Annotated in this window: 22 protein-coding genes; all 22 read left to right on the forward strand. The window is 68.0% G+C overall.

Annotated features, from left to right (window positions below; translation table 11 throughout):
• Positions 1–59: 59 nt before the first annotated feature.
• The 22 genes from ABC347_RS02900 to ABC347_RS03005 all read left to right on the forward strand — a co-directional run bounded on the left by ABC347_RS02900 (position 60) and on the right by ABC347_RS03005 (position 18,004).
• Positions 60–332: a DNA -binding domain-containing protein gene (locus ABC347_RS02900; protein WP_066961302.1), complete on the forward strand. Its 273-nt coding sequence runs from the start codon at positions 60–62 to the stop codon at positions 330–332.
• An 89-nt stretch (positions 333–421) separates the two neighbouring features.
• Positions 422–688 carry a transcriptional regulator domain-containing protein gene (locus ABC347_RS02905; RefSeq protein WP_238147095.1) on the forward strand — a complete coding sequence of 89 codons (267 nt, stop codon included), beginning with the start codon at positions 422–424 and terminating at the stop codon, positions 686–688.
• A 49-nt stretch (positions 689–737) separates the two neighbouring features.
• Positions 738–1,250 carry a DUF2285 domain-containing protein gene (locus tag ABC347_RS02910; RefSeq protein ID WP_408014388.1) on the forward strand — a complete coding sequence of 171 codons (513 nt, stop codon included), beginning with the start codon at positions 738–740 and terminating at the stop codon, positions 1,248–1,250.
• A gap of 128 nt (positions 1,251–1,378) precedes the next feature.
• A complete protein-coding gene (locus tag ABC347_RS02915; RefSeq protein ID WP_015459426.1) occupies positions 1,379–1,645 on the forward strand; it encodes a helix-turn-helix transcriptional regulator in 267 nt (88 codons plus the stop codon).
• Positions 1,642–2,148 carry a DUF2840 domain-containing protein gene (locus tag ABC347_RS02920; RefSeq protein ID WP_066961305.1) on the forward strand — a complete coding sequence of 169 codons (507 nt, stop codon included), beginning with the start codon at positions 1,642–1,644 and terminating at the stop codon, positions 2,146–2,148. The genes ABC347_RS02915 and ABC347_RS02920 overlap by 4 nt, the downstream gene beginning before the upstream one ends.
• Complete coding sequence (locus ABC347_RS02925; protein WP_066961308.1) at positions 2,145–2,690, forward strand: S26 family signal peptidase; 546 nt, start codon at positions 2,145–2,147, stop codon at positions 2,688–2,690. Before ABC347_RS02920 ends, ABC347_RS02925 begins: the two co-directional genes overlap by 4 nt.
• 35 nt (positions 2,691–2,725) lie before the next feature.
• Positions 2,726–3,061, forward strand: coding sequence for a DUF736 domain-containing protein (locus ABC347_RS02930; protein ID WP_066961547.1), 336 nt, complete (start codon positions 2,726–2,728; stop codon positions 3,059–3,061).
• Positions 3,062–3,065: 4 nt separating this feature from the next.
• On the forward strand, positions 3,066–3,977 hold the full coding sequence (locus ABC347_RS02935; RefSeq protein ID WP_066961310.1) for a lytic transglycosylase domain-containing protein: 912 nt from the start codon (positions 3,066–3,068) through the stop codon (positions 3,975–3,977).
• 238 nt (positions 3,978–4,215) lie between these two features.
• The gene (locus ABC347_RS02940; protein ID WP_066961313.1) at positions 4,216–5,976 is read left to right on the forward strand and encodes a relaxase/mobilization nuclease domain-containing protein; all 1,761 of its coding nucleotides are present in this window, start codon (positions 4,216–4,218) and stop codon (positions 5,974–5,976) included.
• Positions 5,977–5,990: 14 nt separating this feature from the next.
• On the forward strand, positions 5,991–7,964 hold the full coding sequence (locus ABC347_RS02945; protein ID WP_066961315.1) for a conjugal transfer protein TraG: 1,974 nt from the start codon (positions 5,991–5,993) through the stop codon (positions 7,962–7,964).
• 9 nt (positions 7,965–7,973) lie between these two features.
• A complete protein-coding gene (locus ABC347_RS02950; RefSeq protein ID WP_066961322.1) occupies positions 7,974–8,405 on the forward strand; it encodes a ribbon-helix-helix domain-containing protein in 432 nt (143 codons plus the stop codon).
• 169 nt (positions 8,406–8,574) lie between these two features.
• Positions 8,575–9,561: a P-type conjugative transfer ATPase TrbB gene (gene trbB, locus ABC347_RS02955; protein WP_066961324.1), complete on the forward strand. Its 987-nt coding sequence runs from the start codon at positions 8,575–8,577 to the stop codon at positions 9,559–9,561.
• Positions 9,558–9,890, forward strand: a complete 333-nt coding sequence (locus ABC347_RS02960; protein WP_054725809.1) for a TrbC/VirB2 family type IV secretion system protein — start codon at positions 9,558–9,560, stop codon at positions 9,888–9,890. Before trbB ends, ABC347_RS02960 begins: the two co-directional genes overlap by 4 nt.
• The gene (locus ABC347_RS02965) at positions 9,890–10,162 is read left to right on the forward strand and encodes a VirB3 family type IV secretion system protein (RefSeq protein WP_054725812.1); all 273 of its coding nucleotides are present in this window, start codon (positions 9,890–9,892) and stop codon (positions 10,160–10,162) included. Before ABC347_RS02960 ends, ABC347_RS02965 begins: the two co-directional genes overlap by 1 nt.
• Positions 10,159–12,594, forward strand: coding sequence for a conjugal transfer protein TrbE (gene trbE / locus ABC347_RS02970; protein WP_413246986.1), 2,436 nt, complete (start codon positions 10,159–10,161; stop codon positions 12,592–12,594). Before ABC347_RS02965 ends, trbE begins: the two co-directional genes overlap by 4 nt.
• Entirely contained in the window at positions 12,591–13,307 is a 717-nt protein-coding gene (gene trbJ, locus ABC347_RS02975; protein ID WP_066961326.1) for a P-type conjugative transfer protein TrbJ, read from the forward strand. Before trbE ends, trbJ begins: the two co-directional genes overlap by 4 nt.
• A gap of 4 nt (positions 13,308–13,311) precedes the next feature.
• Positions 13,312–13,563 carry a putative entry exclusion protein TrbK-alt gene (gene trbK-alt, locus ABC347_RS02980; protein WP_066961328.1) on the forward strand — a complete coding sequence of 84 codons (252 nt, stop codon included), beginning with the start codon at positions 13,312–13,314 and terminating at the stop codon, positions 13,561–13,563.
• Positions 13,560–14,864: a P-type conjugative transfer protein TrbL gene (gene trbL, locus ABC347_RS02985; protein ID WP_066961331.1), complete on the forward strand. Its 1,305-nt coding sequence runs from the start codon at positions 13,560–13,562 to the stop codon at positions 14,862–14,864. The genes trbK-alt and trbL overlap by 4 nt, the downstream gene beginning before the upstream one ends.
• Before the next feature lie 5 nt (positions 14,865–14,869).
• On the forward strand, positions 14,870–15,553 hold the full coding sequence (gene trbF / locus ABC347_RS02990) for a conjugal transfer protein TrbF (protein WP_066961334.1): 684 nt from the start codon (positions 14,870–14,872) through the stop codon (positions 15,551–15,553).
• Complete coding sequence (trbG, locus tag ABC347_RS02995; RefSeq protein ID WP_066961336.1) at positions 15,550–16,566, forward strand: P-type conjugative transfer protein TrbG; 1,017 nt, start codon at positions 15,550–15,552, stop codon at positions 16,564–16,566. The genes trbF and trbG overlap by 4 nt, the downstream gene beginning before the upstream one ends.
• A complete protein-coding gene (locus ABC347_RS03000; RefSeq protein ID WP_066961339.1) occupies positions 16,563–17,786 on the forward strand; it encodes a TraB/TrbI/VirB10 family type IV secretion system protein in 1,224 nt (407 codons plus the stop codon). Before trbG ends, ABC347_RS03000 begins: the two co-directional genes overlap by 4 nt.
• Positions 17,783–18,004 (forward strand): DUF2274 domain-containing protein, encoded by a 222-nt coding sequence (locus tag ABC347_RS03005; RefSeq protein WP_066961341.1) that lies wholly within the window; start codon positions 17,783–17,785, stop codon positions 18,002–18,004. The genes ABC347_RS03000 and ABC347_RS03005 overlap by 4 nt, the downstream gene beginning before the upstream one ends.
• Positions 18,005–18,006 lie beyond the last annotated feature (2 nt).

Here is an 18,006-nt window from a genome sequence, read left to right on the forward strand (position 1 = left end):
GATCGAAATTGGTCCGCAAGGATCGTATTGGTTAACGCCTGCGACTATTCGGGGGCAGCATGGACGCAGATAGATTCGACGATTGCGCGCCTGATTGTTCGCAGCTCACTAGCTACGACGAATGCCATCTCGCGGCCTACCTGCGATTGCTCGATGCCGAGGAGGATGGTGCCGATTGGCGTGACGCTGCCGCCGCCATCTTCAACATTGACGTAGCGGCGGAACCTGATCGCGCCCAGACGATGCACGCGACCCATCTTGCCCGCGCGCGTTGGATGACCGAGGTCGGATACGCGCACCTGCTTGGCTGCGAACAGCGGCTAAACCGTTAAGATTTAGCTCCATTTTGGAAGCATTCTCTCTGCCCTCGCTGCACGGTTGTGCGCGGTCTTTGCGCTATTCTAGCTAGGACAACCGGAAGATGTTGCGCTCCGAAATCCGTGCCAAGCGCGGTTGGGAGGATGCAATGCCGACGCCGCCAGGGCGTCGCCAGCGGAGCGCCGGCGGACTGCCCGACGCCCTCGGGCGCGCCGATTTAGCCGCCGAGTTTCTACGCCGAAACCGCACCTACCGCGCCGAACATACGCAGATGCAGAAGCGCATCGCGGACGGCGCCGTCGCAAAGAACGCCGCCGAGACGGCGTTCGCGCGGCGATGGGGGTTGTCCTTTCGCCACAGCGCCAGATGACCTTTCAGACCCGGTTGTCTGGCGCCCAGAGCTAACCGCCGTCACGGTCATTCTCGACGCCGCACCGGATGGATTCGAGACCGCCACTTCGGTTGATCCCCGCGCACTCGGCGAGTTGCTCGCCGATCAGGCTGGAATTGAAGGACGCCATGTCATCGTTGCCGATGCCGCTGGTGAGCATCGGCTATGGCTGCGCGATCCGCAGCCCGGGCGGCCGCTCGCCGCCGTCATACCGCTCGACAAGGATTTCATCACGCGCATCGCCAGCCTGCTGCGCTTCCACCGCCGCTTGCTCGGTCGGGCGGAAGGGCCGCTGCCGCGCGGTTGGCCGCTTACCGCCTATCGGCTGGCGCGCCTCGACCTTATGCTCCGCGCGCTCGACCTGCGCGACGAGGGCGCAACCTATCGTGAGATCGCAACCGCCCTGGGCCGCGACGACGCCGCCCGGCTGTCGGCGAGCGACTGGAAAATGTCGGCGTCACGCTCATTCGTGGTGCGCCTGGTCCGCGACGGCATCGCCATGATGAACGGCGACTACCGCAAACTGCTCCGCATCCGCTGATCCGAGCCTTCTGCGTGACCCCCTATAGGGGGGTCGCATCCGTGCAGCAGCACATCTTCATACCCCACCCGGCCGCGTTCATTCTGACAATTACGCCTCCTGCCGCCACCGCCCGCAGGAGCCGTCACTTGTCCGATACGCCCACCAATCTCCCGCCCCGCTTCCTGCGAACACCGGAAGCCGCGCGCTTTCTTGGCCTCTCGGGACGCACGCTTGAGAAGCACCGCTATTTCGGCACCGGCCCGGCCTACCGCCGGATCGGGGGCCGCGTCGTCTATTCGGTCGATGATCTCCGCGCCTGGGCCGATATCGGCATCAAGCATTCGACCTCCGATCCGGGGCAAGACGACCTCATGCCGCGCGCGGACTCTGCCATCGCCCGGAGCCGGCGATGACCGTCCCGCCGTCACCCATGCGCCACCGCCAACCGTCCGACGACGGCATGACCCGTGTCGAGCTGACCTGGATCGAGAAGCGGATCGAGCACTGGATCAGGTTCGGCCGCGTCGCGGTGGACGAGATCGTCGATCGCCGCCGCCGCATCGTTCGCTTCCGCCCCGGCGCGATCTTCGCGTTCGTCCGCTGGGCGGCGAATGACTACGGCACGGTCAGCTCGCGCATCGACATCGTGCGCGCGGTCGGCACCGGCGAGCCGTTCACGACGCTGCCGTTCGTGCGGCCCGGCGGCGACATCCTGCTCAAGATCGAGGGCTGGCCGAAAGTCAGTCAAGTGCTCGCCGCGATCGACGCGACGGAGGCCGCCGGCGTCGATCCCTGCGACGCCGCGCCCGACCACTGGCGTCATGTTCACAATCGTATCTCCGCCGGACACGAGCCGCGCCCTTACACGCTGGAGCGTCATCGCGCCTGGCTGAAGCGCCGGGAGATCGAACAGTGACGCGCCGGGGCTGGACGATTGCGACGGCCACGGCGGCTTCGCTGTTCGGCGCATCATTCGCCGCCATCGCTTTGTTCGATCCGCTACCGCGCGTCGTCTGGAATGCGAGCGCGAGTGCGCCGACCGGGCTGTATCGTATCGAACCCGTGCGCGATCCCCCGCACGGCGCGCTGGTCGCCGTGACGCCGCCCGCGCCGTTGGCGCGGTGGCTGGCGGAACGTGGCTATCTCGGCGAGCGCGTGCCTTTGTTGAAGCACGTTGCGGCCAAGCCGGGGCAGCGCGTGTGCCGGATCGGCGCCGTCGTCAGTGTCGATGCGCGGCCCGTCGCCATCGCCCGCGAGCGCGACGGCCGAGGCCGTCCATTGCCGACCTGGCAGGGCTGCCGGACGTTGGGCGTCGGCGAGCTGCTGATGCTGAATCCCGATCACGCCGACAGCATGGACGGCCGCTATTTCGGGCCGTTGCCGGCCTCGACCGTGCTTGGCCGCGCCATTCCGATCCTCACCCGCGACACCCCCGACGCGCCGCTCATTTGGCGCTGACCCGCCTTCTCAACTGCCAACCAAAGGAGATCACCATGCAGATCGGCAGCTTTTTCCGCACCGCCAGCGGCTACGAAGGCATCATCGAGACGGCGACGCTCGACATCCGTATCTCGATCGTTCCGGCCGAGCCGAGCGACGCCGACAAGGCGCCGGACTGGCGGGTCCATCGCGGCGATAGCGGCGAAGGCCCGGAGATCGGCGCAGGCTGGAACGAGACTGGCGAACGCGCCGGCGATTACGTCTCGCTGCGCATCGACGATCCCGCCTTCGCGCAGCCGATCCGCGCCGCCCTGTTCCAGAGCACGGGCGACAAGTCGGCCTGGTCGCTGCGCTGGAACCGCCAGCCGAAGTCGCGCGAGCAGGACTGATCGGATGCGCTTTTCCATCATCCCTTTGTTCGCGGGAAAGCCGTCTCATCCCTTCGTCCCGCTCGGTCGCGGGCCGGCCGGCGCGCGCAGCGTAGATCAAGGGCGGCCGCAGGCCGGCGCAGCGCGCGCACCCTTGAACGTAGCGAGCACGCTGGCAGGCTGGCGGCGGAGCGGAGTCGGATCGGCGGTGGCGTTGGGCGTCGCGCTGCTGTCGGGTGGCGCTGCGCCTGTCGCGGCGACGGCGCAGAATTTGTCGGCTGCGCGATCGGCAGCGGCTCATCCCTACGCCGGTCATGTTGCCGACGCCGCGCGGAGGTTCGGCATCCGCGAAGCATGGATATGGGCGGTGATGCGCGTCGAGAGCGGCGGCAACGCCCGCGCGGTCTCGCGCGCCGGGGCGATGGGATTGATGCAGATCATGCCCGCGACCTGGGCCGACCTTCGCGCCCGATACGGTCTCGGCCCCGACCCCTTTAACGTGCGCGACAACATCATGGCGGGCGCGGCCTACCTGCGCGAGATGTACGACCGCTACGGCAATGCGAGCGCGATGCTAGCCGCCTACAATGCGGGACCGGGCCGCTACGACGATTACCTGTCGCGCGGCCGTCCGCTGCCGCCCGAAACGGTCGGCTACCTCGCCCAGCTCACGGCCATCGCTGGCACGGCTGGCGCTGCGGAGGTGGCGGTGAGCGCGCCACCCGATCCGTTCGCCTGGCGACGAGCTGGGCTGTTCGTCCGCACCGCCAGCGCCGCTTCGGAAGCGGTGGCTGCGCAGCTCGGCAGCGAAGAAGCTGCGTCCGATCTGCCGACCGATCGGCGAACATCCGGCGACGCGGACTCCGCCGCTCCGCCGTCTAATGAGCCGGCCGACACGCTGTTCGTCCCCCGCGCCCGCGCGGGCCGACCGCGATGACCCGCGCCTTATCCCCATCATCCGTCCCGAGCAGGAAAGTGGCTGGGGAGGGAAAAAACGGCAGGGACAGACGAGGGCAAGATACAAGGCCCGCCCCGTTTCGCCGAAAAGCCGAGGCTTTTCCGTGGCTTCACGCGGGGGCGTCGGTCGGCGCGCGTGCCGCGCGGAAGAGAAAAGCCAGCAAAATCAACGCCTCGAATAGCACCATAGGCCATTCTCGGCCGAAAGCACCCCGGCCGTGAGCGAGGAAAGCGACTTCCGCGTCCGGCCGGGCAAGGCCAAGCGCAGCAAGGCGCAGGCCCGCAACGCGCGCGGCCTGGTCGCTGAGGTGCTGCGCGCCGCCGCCATGAGCGGCGGCAACCCGCGCCGCGCCTGGAGCGGACCGACCCGCCGCGGCCAGTCCAACTTCGGCCGGGGCCGCACCGCGTTCGCGCGCAGCCGGCTGTTCGGATCGGGCCGGCGCGTCCTGGTAAAGGCGCTGCCCGTCAACCACCGCGGCCGGGGCGGATACCGCATGGCGCCGCTGTCTGCGCACGTCGCTTACTTGAAGCGCGAGGGCGTCACCCGCGACGGCTCGCCGACCCGCATGTTCGACGCGGCCGGCGACAATGCCGACGATCGCGGCTTCGCCGATCGCTGCAAGGACGACCGGCATCATTTCCGCATCATCGTCTCCCCGGAGGATGCGGCCGAGCTGACCGACCTGCGCGAATACACGCGCGACCTCGTGCGCCAGATGGAAGCGGACCTGGGGACGCGGCTTGATTGGGTCGCGGTCGATCATTGGAACACCGACAACCCGCACGTCCACCTGCTCGTGCGCGGCGTCACCGACACCGGCGCCGATCTCGTCATGGCGCGCGACTACATCAGCCACAATCTGCGCTCCAACGCCGAAGAGCTGGCGCAGGCCGAACTCGGACCCAAGCCTGAGCATGAGGTTCAGCGCACGCTCGAACGCGACGTGACGGCCGAGCGCTGGACCCGGCTCGATACCGAGATCAAACGCGCGGCCGACGAGCTGGGCGTCATTGACCTGCGCCCCGACCGCCCCGGCCCGGACGACCCGCAGCTCCGCCGGTTGATGGTCGGGCGGTTGCAGTATTTGGAGTCGATGGGACTCGCCGCGCAGGGCGAGCCGGGCGAGTGGGCGGTAGCGGAGGGCGCGGCAGCGAAGCTGCGCGAGCTGGGCACGCGCGGCGACATCATCCGCACGATCGGCGCGGCGCTCCGCGAACATGGTCAGGACCGGCCGCTCGACAGCTACGCCGTCGTCACTAGCGCGCCCGAGAGGCCGATCGTCGGCAGGCTGATCGACAAGGGCTTGCACGACGAGTTGACCGGCACGGCTTATGCGGTGATCGACGGCACGGACGGGCGCACTCACCATGTCCGGTTGCCCGGCATCGAGGCGCTGGAGCACAGCCCCAAGCTCGGCGGGATCGTCGAGTTGCGCGTGATCGGCCAGCCCGGTGAGGATAAGCCGACACTGGGGCTCGCCACGCGCTCGGACCTCGACCTCGCCGCGCAGGTCAAAGCGCCCGGCGCAACTTGGCTCGACCATCGACTGATTGAGCGCGGCGCCGGCGTTGCGGACGGCGGGTTCGGCGCCGAGGTGCGCCGCGCGATGGACGCGCGCACCGACCATCTCGTCAAGGAAGGGCTGGCCCGCCGTTTCGGCGAGCGCACGGTGTTCGAGCGCGGAATGCTCGACACGCTGCGCAAGCGGGAGCTGGACGCGGTTGGCGGGAAGATCGCGGGCGAGACCGGCCTTGCCTACCGCCCCGCCGCATCCGGCGAGAAGATTGCGGGCATCGTGCGCCAGCGCCTCGCGCTCGCGTCCGGCCGCTTCGCCATGATCGACGATGGCCTCGGCTTCCGGCTCGTGCCCTGGGCCAGCACCCTCGAACAGCAGCTTGGCCGTCAGGTGTCCGGCGTCGTCCGCGCCGGCGGCGGCATCGACTGGACGCTGGGCCGCAAGCGCGGCCTCGGCATCTGAATCAGGAGACCACTATGGCTGCGACCAAGATACTCTGGGGCCAGATCATCATCGTGTTCCTGATCGTGCTCGCCGGGGTGTGGGGCGCGACGCAGTGGACAGCCGCCGCGCTCGCCTATCAGCCGGAGCTTGGCCCGCCGTGGGTCGTTGCCTTCGGCTGGCGCATCTATCCGCCGCCGGCCTTCTTTTGGTGGTGGTTTTCGTTCGACGCCTACGCGCCCGATACCTTCAAGACGGGCGCGTTCATCGCCGCGTCGGGCGGGTTCGCGTCGATCGCCGTCGCCATCGGCATGTCGGTGTGGCGCGCGCGTGAGTTGAAGAACGCCGAGACCTACGGGTCGGCGCGCTGGGCGACCGGGCGCGAGGTTCGCGGTGCCGGGCTGCTCGGGCCTAACGGCGTCGTGCTCGGCAGGCTCGCGCGCGACTATCTCCGCCATGACGGCCCCGAGCATGTGCTGTGCTTCGCCCCGACCCGTTCGGGCAAAGGCGTGGGTCTGGTCGTTCCGTCGCTGCTGACCTGGCCGGCATCGGCGATAGTGCATGACATCAAGGGCGAGAACTGGACGCTGACCGCCGGTTTCCGCGCGCGGCACGGCCGCGTGCTGCTGTTCGATCCGACCAATTCGGAGTCGGCCGCCTACAACCCGTTGCTGGAGGTGCGGCGCGGCCAATGGGAGGTGCGAGACGTGCAGAATGTCGCCGACGTGCTGGTCGATCCCGAAGGATCGCTGGAGCGGCGGAACCATTGGGAGAAGACATCGCACTCGCTGCTGGTCGGCGCGATCCTCCATGTCCTGTATGCCGAGGCCGATAAGACGCTGGCTGGGGTGGCATCGTTCCTCTCCGATCCGTCGCGCACGATTGAGCAGACGCTGGCCGCGATGATGGCGACGCCGCACCTAGGCGAAGCCGGCGTGCATCCCGTCGTCGCCTCTGCCGCCCGCGAGCTGCTGAACAAATCGGACAACGAGCGATCGGGCGTGCTCAGCACCGCCATGTCGTTCCTCGGGCTCTACCGCGATCCTGTCGTCGCGCAGGTCACGCGGGCGTGCCAATGGCGCATATCGGATCTGGTGGAGGGCGAGCGGCCGGCGACGCTCTATCTGGTCGTGCCGCCCAGCGACATCTCGCGCACCAAGCCGCTGATCCGCCTCATCCTCAACCAGATCGGGCGGCGGCTGACTGAGGAGCTGACGCCCAAGGGCAATCGCCATCGCGTGTTGTTGATGCTCGATGAGTTTCCCGCGCTCGGCCGCCTCGACTTCTTCGAGTCCGCCCTGGCATTCATGGCGGGGTATGGCCTCAAGGCGTTTCTGATCGCGCAGTCGCTCAATCAGATCGAGAAGGCTTACGGCCCGAACAACGCGATCCTCGACAACTGCCATGTCCGGGTGAGCTTCGCCACCAACGACGAGCGCACCGCCAAGCGGGTGTCGGACGCACTCGGCACCGCGACCGAGATGCGGGCGATGAAGAACTACGCCGGGCACCGCCTGTCGCCGTGGCTCGGGCATTTGATGGTGTCGCGGTCGGAGACCGCCCGCCAGCTCCTCACGCCGGGCGAAGTCATGCAGCTCCCGCCTGACGACGAGATCGTCATGGTCGCGGGCGTCCACCCGATCCGGGCGAAGAAGGCGCGCTACTTTCAGGACCACCGCCTGGCCGAGCGGATCACGGATGCGCCCAAGCCGATTGCAGGCGCGGCACGTCCCGATGACTGGACCGGCCGCGCTGCCGCAGCCGACCCGGCCGACGTGGCGCGGATCGTGCGGGCGGAGGAGGACGCGGCCAATGGCGGCCTGCGCCGCGAACCGGAGCTGCCTGAGCATGTGGCCATTGCGCCCAAGACATCGCCGCCACCGGCGCAGGAATTTGCGATCGTCGATGACGAGCAGGACGACGCGGCCCGGCAAGCGGCTGTCCGTCGCCGAATGCAGAGCCTTGCGCGGCAGGCGTCGCTCGACCCCGGCGACGGCATCGAGCTGTAGGAGACCGCCATGCGGACCCGGCTCAACGTCTATTTCCCGCCAGCGCTCGCCAAGCAGGTTGACGAGCTGGCGATCCGTCGCCGTATCTCCCGCTCGGCGATCGTGGAGGCGGCGGTCGCCTCCTACCTCTCGCCGGATGGCGCCGACCGCATGGAGGCGGCGTTCGCTCGACGGCTCGATCGCTTGTCGCGTCAGGTACAGCGGCTGGAGCGCGACACCGGACTCACGATTGAGGCACTGACATTGTTCGTGCGGTTCTGGCTGACGGTGACGCCGCCATTGTCCGACGAGGATCAAGCGGCCGCGCAAGTGAAGGGGCGTAAGCGCTACGAAGGTTTCGTCGAGACGCTCGGCCGGCGCTTCGCCAGCGGCAAGAGCTTGATAGACGAGATACCGGAAGATGTCTGGCCGCGTTCGCGTCGTCCGAGTCGGACTGAATAGACACGCCAACGACCCGCTAGTCGAAAAGCAATTCCGCCGCCGGCAACGTATCTGCCGCCCCCTCTACTACGCCCGCAAGTAGCTGTTGCAGCGGAAGTATTTGTGCGTCTCTTGCTGTGCCCCGACAGCCGGGCGGCGGTTCGCCCGGCCCTTCGTAGGGGCCAGTTCTTTGACCGTTCATCCGATCCGATCCGAGGCCAAAACGCGCGGCGCGCGGATGCTGCGCACCGCGCTCGGGCCGTCGATCGCGGCATGGCTGGACGACCCGGCCGTGATCGAGGTGATGCTGAATCCGGACGGGCGGTTGTGGCTCGATCGGCTCGGCGAAGGCGTCAGCGATACCGGCGAGACGCTGACCGCCGCCGATGGCGAACGCATCGTGCGCCTGGTCGCGCATCATGTCGGCGTCGAGGTTCATGCTCGCAGCCCCCGCGTGTCGGCCGAGCTGCCGGAGGGTGGCGAACGATTCGAAGGCTTGCTGCCGCCCGTCGTTGCGGCTCCCGCCTTCGCTATCCGCAAGCCCGCCGTCGCGGTGTTTACGCTCGACGACTATGCGGCGGCTGGGATCATGTCGCCGGCCGAGGCCGCAGCGCTGCGCGATGGCGTAGCGGCCCGCGCGAACATCCTCGTCGCGGGCGGCACCGGCAGCGGCAAGACCACGCTCGTCAACGCGCTACTTGCCGAAGTCGCCAAGACCACCGACCGCATCGTTCTGATCGAGGACACGCGCGAGCTGCAATGCGCCGCGCCCAACCTCGTCGCCATGCGGACGAAGGACGGCGTGGTGTCGCTGTCCGAGCTGGTCCGCTCGTCGCTGCGGCTCAGGCCGGATCGCATCCCGATCGGGGAGGTGCGCGGCGCCGAGGCGCTCGACCTCATCAAAGCCTGGGGCACCGGCCATCCGGGCGGCATCGGCACCATTCACGCCGGCACCGCCCTTGGTGCGCTCCGCCGCATGGAGCAGCTCGTTCAAGAGGCTGTCGTTACGGTCCCTCGCGCGCTGATCGCCGAGACAATCGACCTGATCGCCGTGCTGGTCCGTGACGCGCATGGCCGGCGTCTCGCCGAGCTGGCCCGCGTCGAAGGACTCGACGCCGCGACCGGCGACTACCGCCTTACCCCGCTTCCCAAACCCCAGCCCGGAGACCTGCCATGATCCATGCCATTCGGCATGGCGCGCGTCGCGCCATGCTCGCCACCACCGCCAGCGTCGTCGCGCTGACCTTTGCCGTTCCGGCCCACGCGGGCGGATCGTCGATGCCGTGGGAAGCGCCGCTGCAAAGCATCCTCGAAAGCATCGAGGGGCCGGTGGCCAAAATCGTCGCGGTCATCATCATCATCGTGACCGGCCTAACGCTGGCCTTCGGCGATACTTCCGGCGGTTTCCGCCGGCTGATCCAGATCGTGTTCGGCCTCAGCATCGCCTTCGCCGCGTCGAGCTTCTTCCTGTCGTTCTTCTCGTTCGGCGGCGGGGCGCTGGTCTGATGCAGGACGCAGCCGAGCCGATCGCGGGTTTCTATGCCCCCGTCCACCGGGCGCTGACCGAGCCGATTTTGCTCGGCGGCGCCCCCCGGTCGCTCGCCATCGTCAACGGGACGCTGGCCGGCGCGATCGGGCTCGGCCTGCGTCTCTGGATCGCCGGCCTCGTCATTTGGGCGATCGGCCACGCGCTTTCCGTATGGGTTGCACGGCGCGATCCGCAGTTCGTGGACGTGGCCCGGCGCCATCTCCGCTTCCCGACATGGATGCAGCCATGATGAGCTTGCGCGAATATCGCAGCAAAGCCGCGCACCTTGCGGACTTCCTGCCCTGGGCCGCGTTGGTCGGCGAAGGCGTCGTGCTCAACAAGGACGGGTCGTTCCAGCGCACTGCACGCTTCCGTGGCCCTGATCTGGACAGTGCGACGCCGGCCGAGCTGGTGGCGACCACCTCACGGCTCAACAATTCGCTTCGCCGGCTCGGTTCGGGCTGGGCGATCTTCGTCGAAGCCCAGCGGACGCCCGCGCTGGACTATCCCGAGGATGATTTCCCCGATCCCGTGTCGGCGCTGGTCGATATGGAACGGCGCGAACAGTTCCGTGAGGAAGGCGCGCATTTCGAGAGCGCCTATTTCCTGACGTTGCTGTGGATGCCGCCGGCCGAGGAAGCCGCGCGGGCCGAAGGCTGGCTATACGAGGGCCGGTCCACCACCGGCGTCGATCCGTGGGAGCTGCTCAAAGGCTTCACCGATCGCAGCGACCGCGTGCTCAATTTGGTCGAGGGTTTCGTGCCCGAGGTCCGCTGGCTCGATGACGGCGAGACGCTGACCTACCTCCATTCGACGATTTCGACGCGGCGACAGCGTGTGCGCGTGCCGGAAACCCCGATGCACCTCGACGCGCTGCTCGCCGATGAGCCGTTGACCGGCGGGCTGGAGCCTTGCCTGGGCGACCATCATCTCCGCACGCTCACCATTACCGGCTTTCCCAGCTCGACGTTTCCGGGGCTGCTCGACGAGCTGAACCGGCTGGCGTTCGGCTATCGCTGGTCCACGCGCGCGATCATGCTCGACAAGATCGACGCGACCAAGCTGCTTACCCGCATTCGTCGCCAGTGGTTCGCCAAGCGCAAATCCGTCGCCGCCATCTTGAAGGAGGTGATGACCAACGAGGCGAGCACGCTGCTCGACAGCGACGCCTCGAACAAGGCCGCCGACGCTGACACCGCCTTGCAGGAGCTGGGCGCCGACTATGCCGGCATGGCCTACGTCACCGCCACGGTGACGGTATGGGATCGCGATCCAGCCATCGCGGCCGAGAAGCTGAGGCTCGTCGAGAAGGTCATTCAGGGCCGCGACTTCACCGTCATCCCCGAGGGCATGAACGCGATCGAGGCGTGGCTGGGCAGCCTTCCCGGTCACACCTACGCCAATGTTCGCCAGCCCCCGATTTCCACCATCAATCTCGCCCACCTGATCCCCCTGTCAGCAGTATGGGCGGGGCCGGAACGGGACGAGCATTTCGGTGCAGCCCCCTTGCTCTACGCAAGAACCGAAGGCTCGACCCCGTTCCGGTTTTCCCTTCACGTCGGCGATGTCGGCCACACGCTGATCGTCGGCCCGACCGGCGCCGGCAAATCGGTGCTGCTCGCGCTGATGGCGATGCAGTTCCGCCGCTACGAGAACAGCCAGGTCTTCGCCTTCGATTTCGGCGGCAGCATCCGCGCCGCGGTGATCGGCATGGGCGGCGACTGGCAGGATCTCGGCGGGATGCTCGCCGACGAGGCCGGCGACGGCGTGCAGCTCCAGCCGCTCGCCCGTATCGACGATCCGGCCGAACGAGCGTGGGCGGCGGAATGGCTGGCGGCGATCCTCGCGTCCGAAGGCGTCGCGGTCGATCCGCAAGCCAAGGAGCATATCTGGTCGGCGCTCAATTCACTGGCGTCGGCGCCGGTCAGCGAACGCACGCTGACCGGCCTTGCCGTGCTGTTGCAGAACCAGCAGCTCAAACAAGCGCTCGCCTCGTATTGCATCGGCGGGCCGTGGGACCGGCTTCTCGACGCCGAGGACGAGCGCCTGGGCGAAGCCGCCGTGCAGGCGTTCGAGACCGAAGGACTGGTCGGCGCCGGCTCTGCCGCCGCCGTTTTGTCCTACCTGTTCCACCGGATCGACGGGCGGCTGGACGGCTCGCCGACACTCATCATCATCGACGAGGGCTGGCTGGTTCTCGACAGCCCGGACTTCGCAGCGCAACTCCGCGAGTGGCTGAAGACCCTCCGGAAGAAGAACGCGAGCGTCGTCTTTGCCACGCAGAGCCTTGCCGACATCGAAACGTCGAGCATCGCCCCGGCCATCATCGAAAGCTGCCCGACGCGCATCTTCCTGCCGAACGAGCGCGCCGCCGAGCCGCAGATCGCCGCCATCTACGAGCGGTTCGGGCTTAACGCCCGCCAGATCGAAATCCTCAGCCGGGCGACACCCAAGCGCGACTATTATTGCCAGTCCCGGCGCGGCAACCGGCTGTTCGAGTTGGGGCTGGGCGAGGTCGCGCTGGCCTTCTCAGCCGCGTCGGCCAAGGCCGATCAGCTCCGCATCGCCGACATCATCGAAACCCACGGCCAAGCTGCTTTCGCGGCCGAATGGCTGCGCCATCGCGGCTGCGCGTGGGCGATCGAGCTTCTTCCCCCCAGCCAGCAGGAGTTACCGCTATGACCCGACTTTCCCTGCGCCGCGCCATTCTGGCCGGCGTCCTCGCCACCGCGACCATCGCGCCGATTATGGCGCCCGTGCCGGCCTACGCGCAGCTCGGCGGGATCGTCTATGACCCGACCAACTACGCGCAGAACGTGCTGACCGCGGCGCGCACGTTGGAGCAGATCAACAATCAGATTCGCCAGATACAGAATCAGGCGACTTCCCTGCTCAACGAGGCCCGCAATCTGGCGAGCCTCCCGCAATCCTCGCTCGCCGAGTTGCAGGGCCAAGTGCGCCAGACCCAGCAGTTGCTCGGTCAGGCGCAGCGCATCGCCTATGACGTCGGCCAGATCGACCAGGCTTTCACCAGCCGATACACGGCCGGCGCCATGTCGGTCCCGCAACGGCAGCTCGTCGCAAACGCGCGCGAGCGGTGGGAGACCAGCGTAGGCGCGTTTCAGGACGCGCTCCGCGTTCAGGCCGGAGTCGTCGGGAATATCGACGGCTCGCGTGCGACGATGGACCGCCTCGTGTCGGCGAGCCAATCATCTCAAGGCGCGCTCCAAGCGGCTCAGGCCGGCAACCAGCTTCTCGCGCTGCAATCGCAGCAGCTCGCTGACATCGCGGCATTGCTGGCCGCCCAAGGCCGGGCGCAGTCGCTGGAGGCGGCGCGAAATGCAGCCGCCGAAGCTGAGGGGCGCGAGCGCCTCCGCCGCTTCCTCGGCAACTGAGCCGATGTCGGCTGCCGCCAAGATTGCCGGTGTGGCCACGCTGGCTGGGTTCATGATGACGGTGGCGGTGATCGCCGCCGTCACCGAGCCGCGCGTGCCAGAGGCGGCCAACGCCGCGGAGGCACGCGCCGAGCGCGACCCGTTGGCGGCGGAGTTGGCGCGTTGCCGCGCGCTCACCATGCCGGACTCAGGCTGCGAGGCGGCATGGGCGGCGCACCAGCGCCGGTTCTTCGGAAAAGAAGGCACTCAGCCGTGAACGACACCGGCGTTATCGACAACTTCCTACAGGTCTTCACGACCTACATCGACAGCGGGTTCGGGCTGCTCGGCGACGAGATCGCGTTCCTCTCAACCACGCTGATCGCCATCGACCTGACGATTGCCGGCCTGTTTTGGGCGTGGGGCGCCGATGAGGACGTGCTTCAACGCCTCATCAAAAAGACGCTCTACATTGGCGTCTTTGCTTTCATCATCGGCAATTTCTCGACGCTGGCGACGATCGTGTTCCAGTCCTTCGCAGGGCTCGGTTTGAAGGCAACGGGCGATTCCATGAGCATCGCCGACTTCATGCGCCCCGGTTTCATCGCCGCGACCGGCTTGGACGCGGGTGAGCCGCTGGTCGTTGCCGCAGGCGAGCTGGTCGGTCCAATCTCATTCTTCACCAACTTCGTGCAGATCGTGGTGTTGTTGCTCGCTTGGGCGCTTGTCGTCATCGCCTTCTTCATCCTGGCGATTCAGATTTTCGTGACGCTGATCGAGTTCAAGCTGGTGACGCTCGCCGGCTTCGTGCTGTTGCCGTTCGCCTTCTTCAACAAGACCGCCTTCATGGCCGAGAAGGTGTTAGGCCATGTCGTCTCCACCGGCATCAAAGTTCTCGTGCTCGCCGTCATCACCGGCATCGGCACGACGTTGTTCAGTCAATTCACCGCCGCCGCTGGCCCTGAGCCCACGCTGGAGCAAGCGATGTCGATCGCGCTCGGCGCGCTGTCGCTGCTTGGCCTGGCGATCTTCGGCCCCGGCGTAGCGAACGGCATCGTTTCAGGCGGGCCGGCCCTGGGCGCGGGCGCAGCCGCCGGGACCGCGCTTGCCGCAGGCGGCGCGCTGGTCGGTGGTGCAGCCGCCGCACGCCTCGGTGCCGGTGCGGCCGCAGGCGCGATCGGCGGCGCGGCACGAGGGAGCGCCTTTGCGTCCGGCGCCGCCAGCAGCGCCTATGCGCTCGGCTCGGCAGGCAAGACCGGCGCAGCCGCCGTCGCGGGCGGCGCGGCCGGCGTCGGCCAAGCGGTGGCGGGTGCGGCGATGTCCCCGCTTCGGAAGGCCGCCGCGTCCCTGAAAGACAGCTATCGCTCTGGCGGTCGCGCCGCAGTCACGGCGACGGGAGGCACGATTTCAGGCGGCGCTTCGCCATCGGCACCAGCCCCCGACGACAGGCCCGCTTGGGCATCGGCCATGAAGCGCCGCCAGACCATGACCCACGGCGCGACGATCGCCGCCCACACCCTGCGTTCCGGCGACGGCGGGGGAAGCGGCTCGTCCGTCGATCTCCATCAGAAGGACTAGCTGCCATGTTTCGACGACCGACCATCCGCTACGGCCAGACCCCCGAACCGACCACGCCCTATCAGCGCGCCGCCCAAGCCTGGGATGACAGGATCGGTTCGGCGCGCGTGCAGGCCAAGAACTGGCGTCTCGCATTTTTCGGCACGCTCGCCCTTTCGGGTGGCCTGGCTGGCGGCCTCGTCTGGCAATCGGCCCGTGGCCATATCGTCCCTTGGGTGGTGCAGGTCGATCGGCTCGGCGAGGCGCAGGCGGTCGCGCCGGCCGAGGCCGGCTATCGCCCGAGCGACCCGCAGATCGCGTTCCATCTCGCCCGCTTCATCGAGCAAGTCAGGAGCGTGCCGGCCGATCCGGTCATCGTTCGTCAGAACTGGCTTCGCGCGTATGACTTCACCACCGATCGGGGCGCGGTCGCGCTCAACGATTACGCTCGCGCCAATGACCCGTTCGCCAACGTCGGGCGGGTGCAGGTGGCGGTGGACGTGTCCAGCGTCATCCGCGCGTCACCGGACAGCTTCCGCGTCGCCTGGACGGAGCGCCGCTATCAGGACGGCAGCCTCACCGCCACCGAACGCTGGTCGGCGATCCTCACCATCGTCGTGCAGCCGCCTCGCACGCCAGACGCACTTCGCAAGAATCCGCTCGGCGTATTCGTCAATGCCCTCAACTGGTCAAAGGAGCTGTCGCAATGACCGGCATTCCCTTTCGGCGCGCCGTCACAGCCGCGCTGCTCGTTTCCACCTCCACACTCGCCGGCTGCGCCACTACATCCGCCCGGCCGCCCGCCATCGCATACGACGATCCGCCGCGCGAAGTGGCCGCGACGCCGGCCGCGGAGCCGCCGCGTCCGGTGGAGATTGTTACTATTCCCGAACCGCTCCCGCTTCCCGGTCAGCTCAAGCCAATGCCGGATGCGCCTCGCGGGTCGGAGCCTACCGATCCCCGTAGGCGCGTCGGCGACGCAAACGCCGCCGCGCGGGTGCAGCCGGCGCGTGACGGCTTCCTCAATGCCATCCAGCAATATCCCTGGACGGATGGTGCGCTCTATCAGGTCTATACTGCCCCCGGCCAAGTGACGGACATCGCCTTGCAGGAGGGCGAGCAGCTCGTTGGACCGGGGCCAGTCGCGGCCGGTGACACCGTTCGTTGGATCATCGGCGACACGATCAGCGGCGCGGGCGCGACCGCGCGCGTCCACATCCTCGTCAAGCCGACACGGGCGGACCTCGCCACCAACCTCGTCATCAACACCGATCGGCGCACCTATCATCTGGAGCTGCGTGCGACGCCCGCGACCTACATGGCCTCAGTGTCATGGACCTACCCGCAAGATCAGCTCATCGCGCTACGCGGCGGCAACATCGCCGCTGCGGCGGTCACGCCGGCCGCGAGCGGCGTGGATGTGACTTCGCTCAATTTCCGTTATCGCATCGAGGGCGACCGCGCCCCGTGGCGTCCCGTTCGTGCGTTCGACGACTCCGGGCAGGTGTTCATCGAGTTTCCGGCGGGGATCTCGCGGGGCGAGATGCCGCCGCTGTTCGTTACCGGCGCGGCCGGGGACGCCGAGCTAGTCAATTATCGCGTGCAGGGCCGCTACATGGTGGTGGACCGGCTGTTCGCCGCCGCCGAGCTGCGTCTGGGCGATCGGCGCAATGAACAGCGCGTCAGCATCGTGCGCGACGACGGACGGGAGCGGCGGCCGTGAACTTGTCCACCGACATTCCCTCCGCCGAGCCGGCCGCGCCGCAGCCGCTTCTCGCCGATCCAAAGCCATTCCAGCTTCGAGGCGATCCGCCCCGCGTCATGCGTCTGTCCCGTAAGGCGCTGACCGTCATAGGCGTGGCCGCCGGCCTCGGTATCGGCGGCTCGCTGATCTACGCGCTCAAACCGGCTGGTGAACGGCAGGCGGAAGAACTCTACAACACCGAGAGCCGCGCCACGGCCGAGACCATCACCTCGGGACCGAGGGACTATTCTCAAGCGCCGCGCCTTGGGCCGCCACTTCCCGGCGACCTCGGCGGCCCGATCGTGTCCGCCCAGCAGCGCGGCGAAAACGTGCCCGTGCCGCCGATCGGCACGCAGCCGGCCCAACCTGATCCGCGCGTGCAGGCCGAGGAGGCTGCGCGCCAGCGCGCCCAGCAGGAACGCGACGCTGCCCGCATGAGTGGCGTATTTCTCGGCGGCAACGCGGGCTACGCTGGAACGGCGCCGGCCCCATCGCTGATCTTGCCCGACCAAGCCGCTCAGCCAACGCAGCAGGCGAGCGCAGCGCAGGGCGATCAAGCTGGCCGGCGCGCTTTCATGGCGCAAGCCTCGAACCAGCGAACGGTGAGCGCGGAGCGGCTGACCGCACCCCCGTCGCCCAACATCGTGCAGGCCGGAAGCATCATCCCGGCGGCGCTCATCACCGGGATCAGGTCCGATCTGCCCGGCCAGATAACGGCGCAGGTGACGCAGAACGTCTATGACAGCCCGACAGGCCGCATCTTGCTCATCCCGCAAGGTGCCCGGCTGATCGGCGAATACGACAGCGAGATCACCGCCGGGCAGACCCGTGTTCTCCTCGCCTGGGACCGGCTCATCATGCCGGACGGGCGCTCGATCGTTCTCGAGCGCCAGCCCGGCGCGGACGGCGCTGGGTTCGCGGGCCTACAGGACCGCGTGAATCAGCATTGGGGCAATCTGCTCAGGGCGGCGGCCGTCTCGACGCTGCTCGGCGTCGGCGCCGAGCTGGGAGCCGACAGCGAGGATGACTTGACCCGCGCGCTGCGGCGCGGCTCGCAGGACACGATCAATCAGACCGGCCAGCAGATCGTTCGGCGGCAGCTCAATGTGCAGCCGACCCTCACCATCCGGCCGGGCCATCCGCTGCGCGTGGTCATCACCCGCGACCTGGTGCTCGAACCTTTGGGAGCGACACGATGACAAAATTGAAGCTGGGGCCATTGGTGGACGATCGGCCTGTCAAACTGGCTGTGGAGCTACCCGCCGGGGTCCACCGCGATCTTGTCGCCTACGCCGCCGCGCTCGCGGCGGAGACCGGACAGCAACCTATGCCGCCCGAAAAGCTGGTGGCGCCTATGCTTGCACGCTTCATGGACACCGACCGCGGCTTTCGTCGCCACCGCGCGCAAGGCAGTTGAGA

It is taken from the genome of Sphingomonas canaveralia (genome assembly GCF_047238125.1).
GTDB lineage: Bacteria > Pseudomonadota > Alphaproteobacteria > Sphingomonadales > Sphingomonadaceae > JBDFMH01.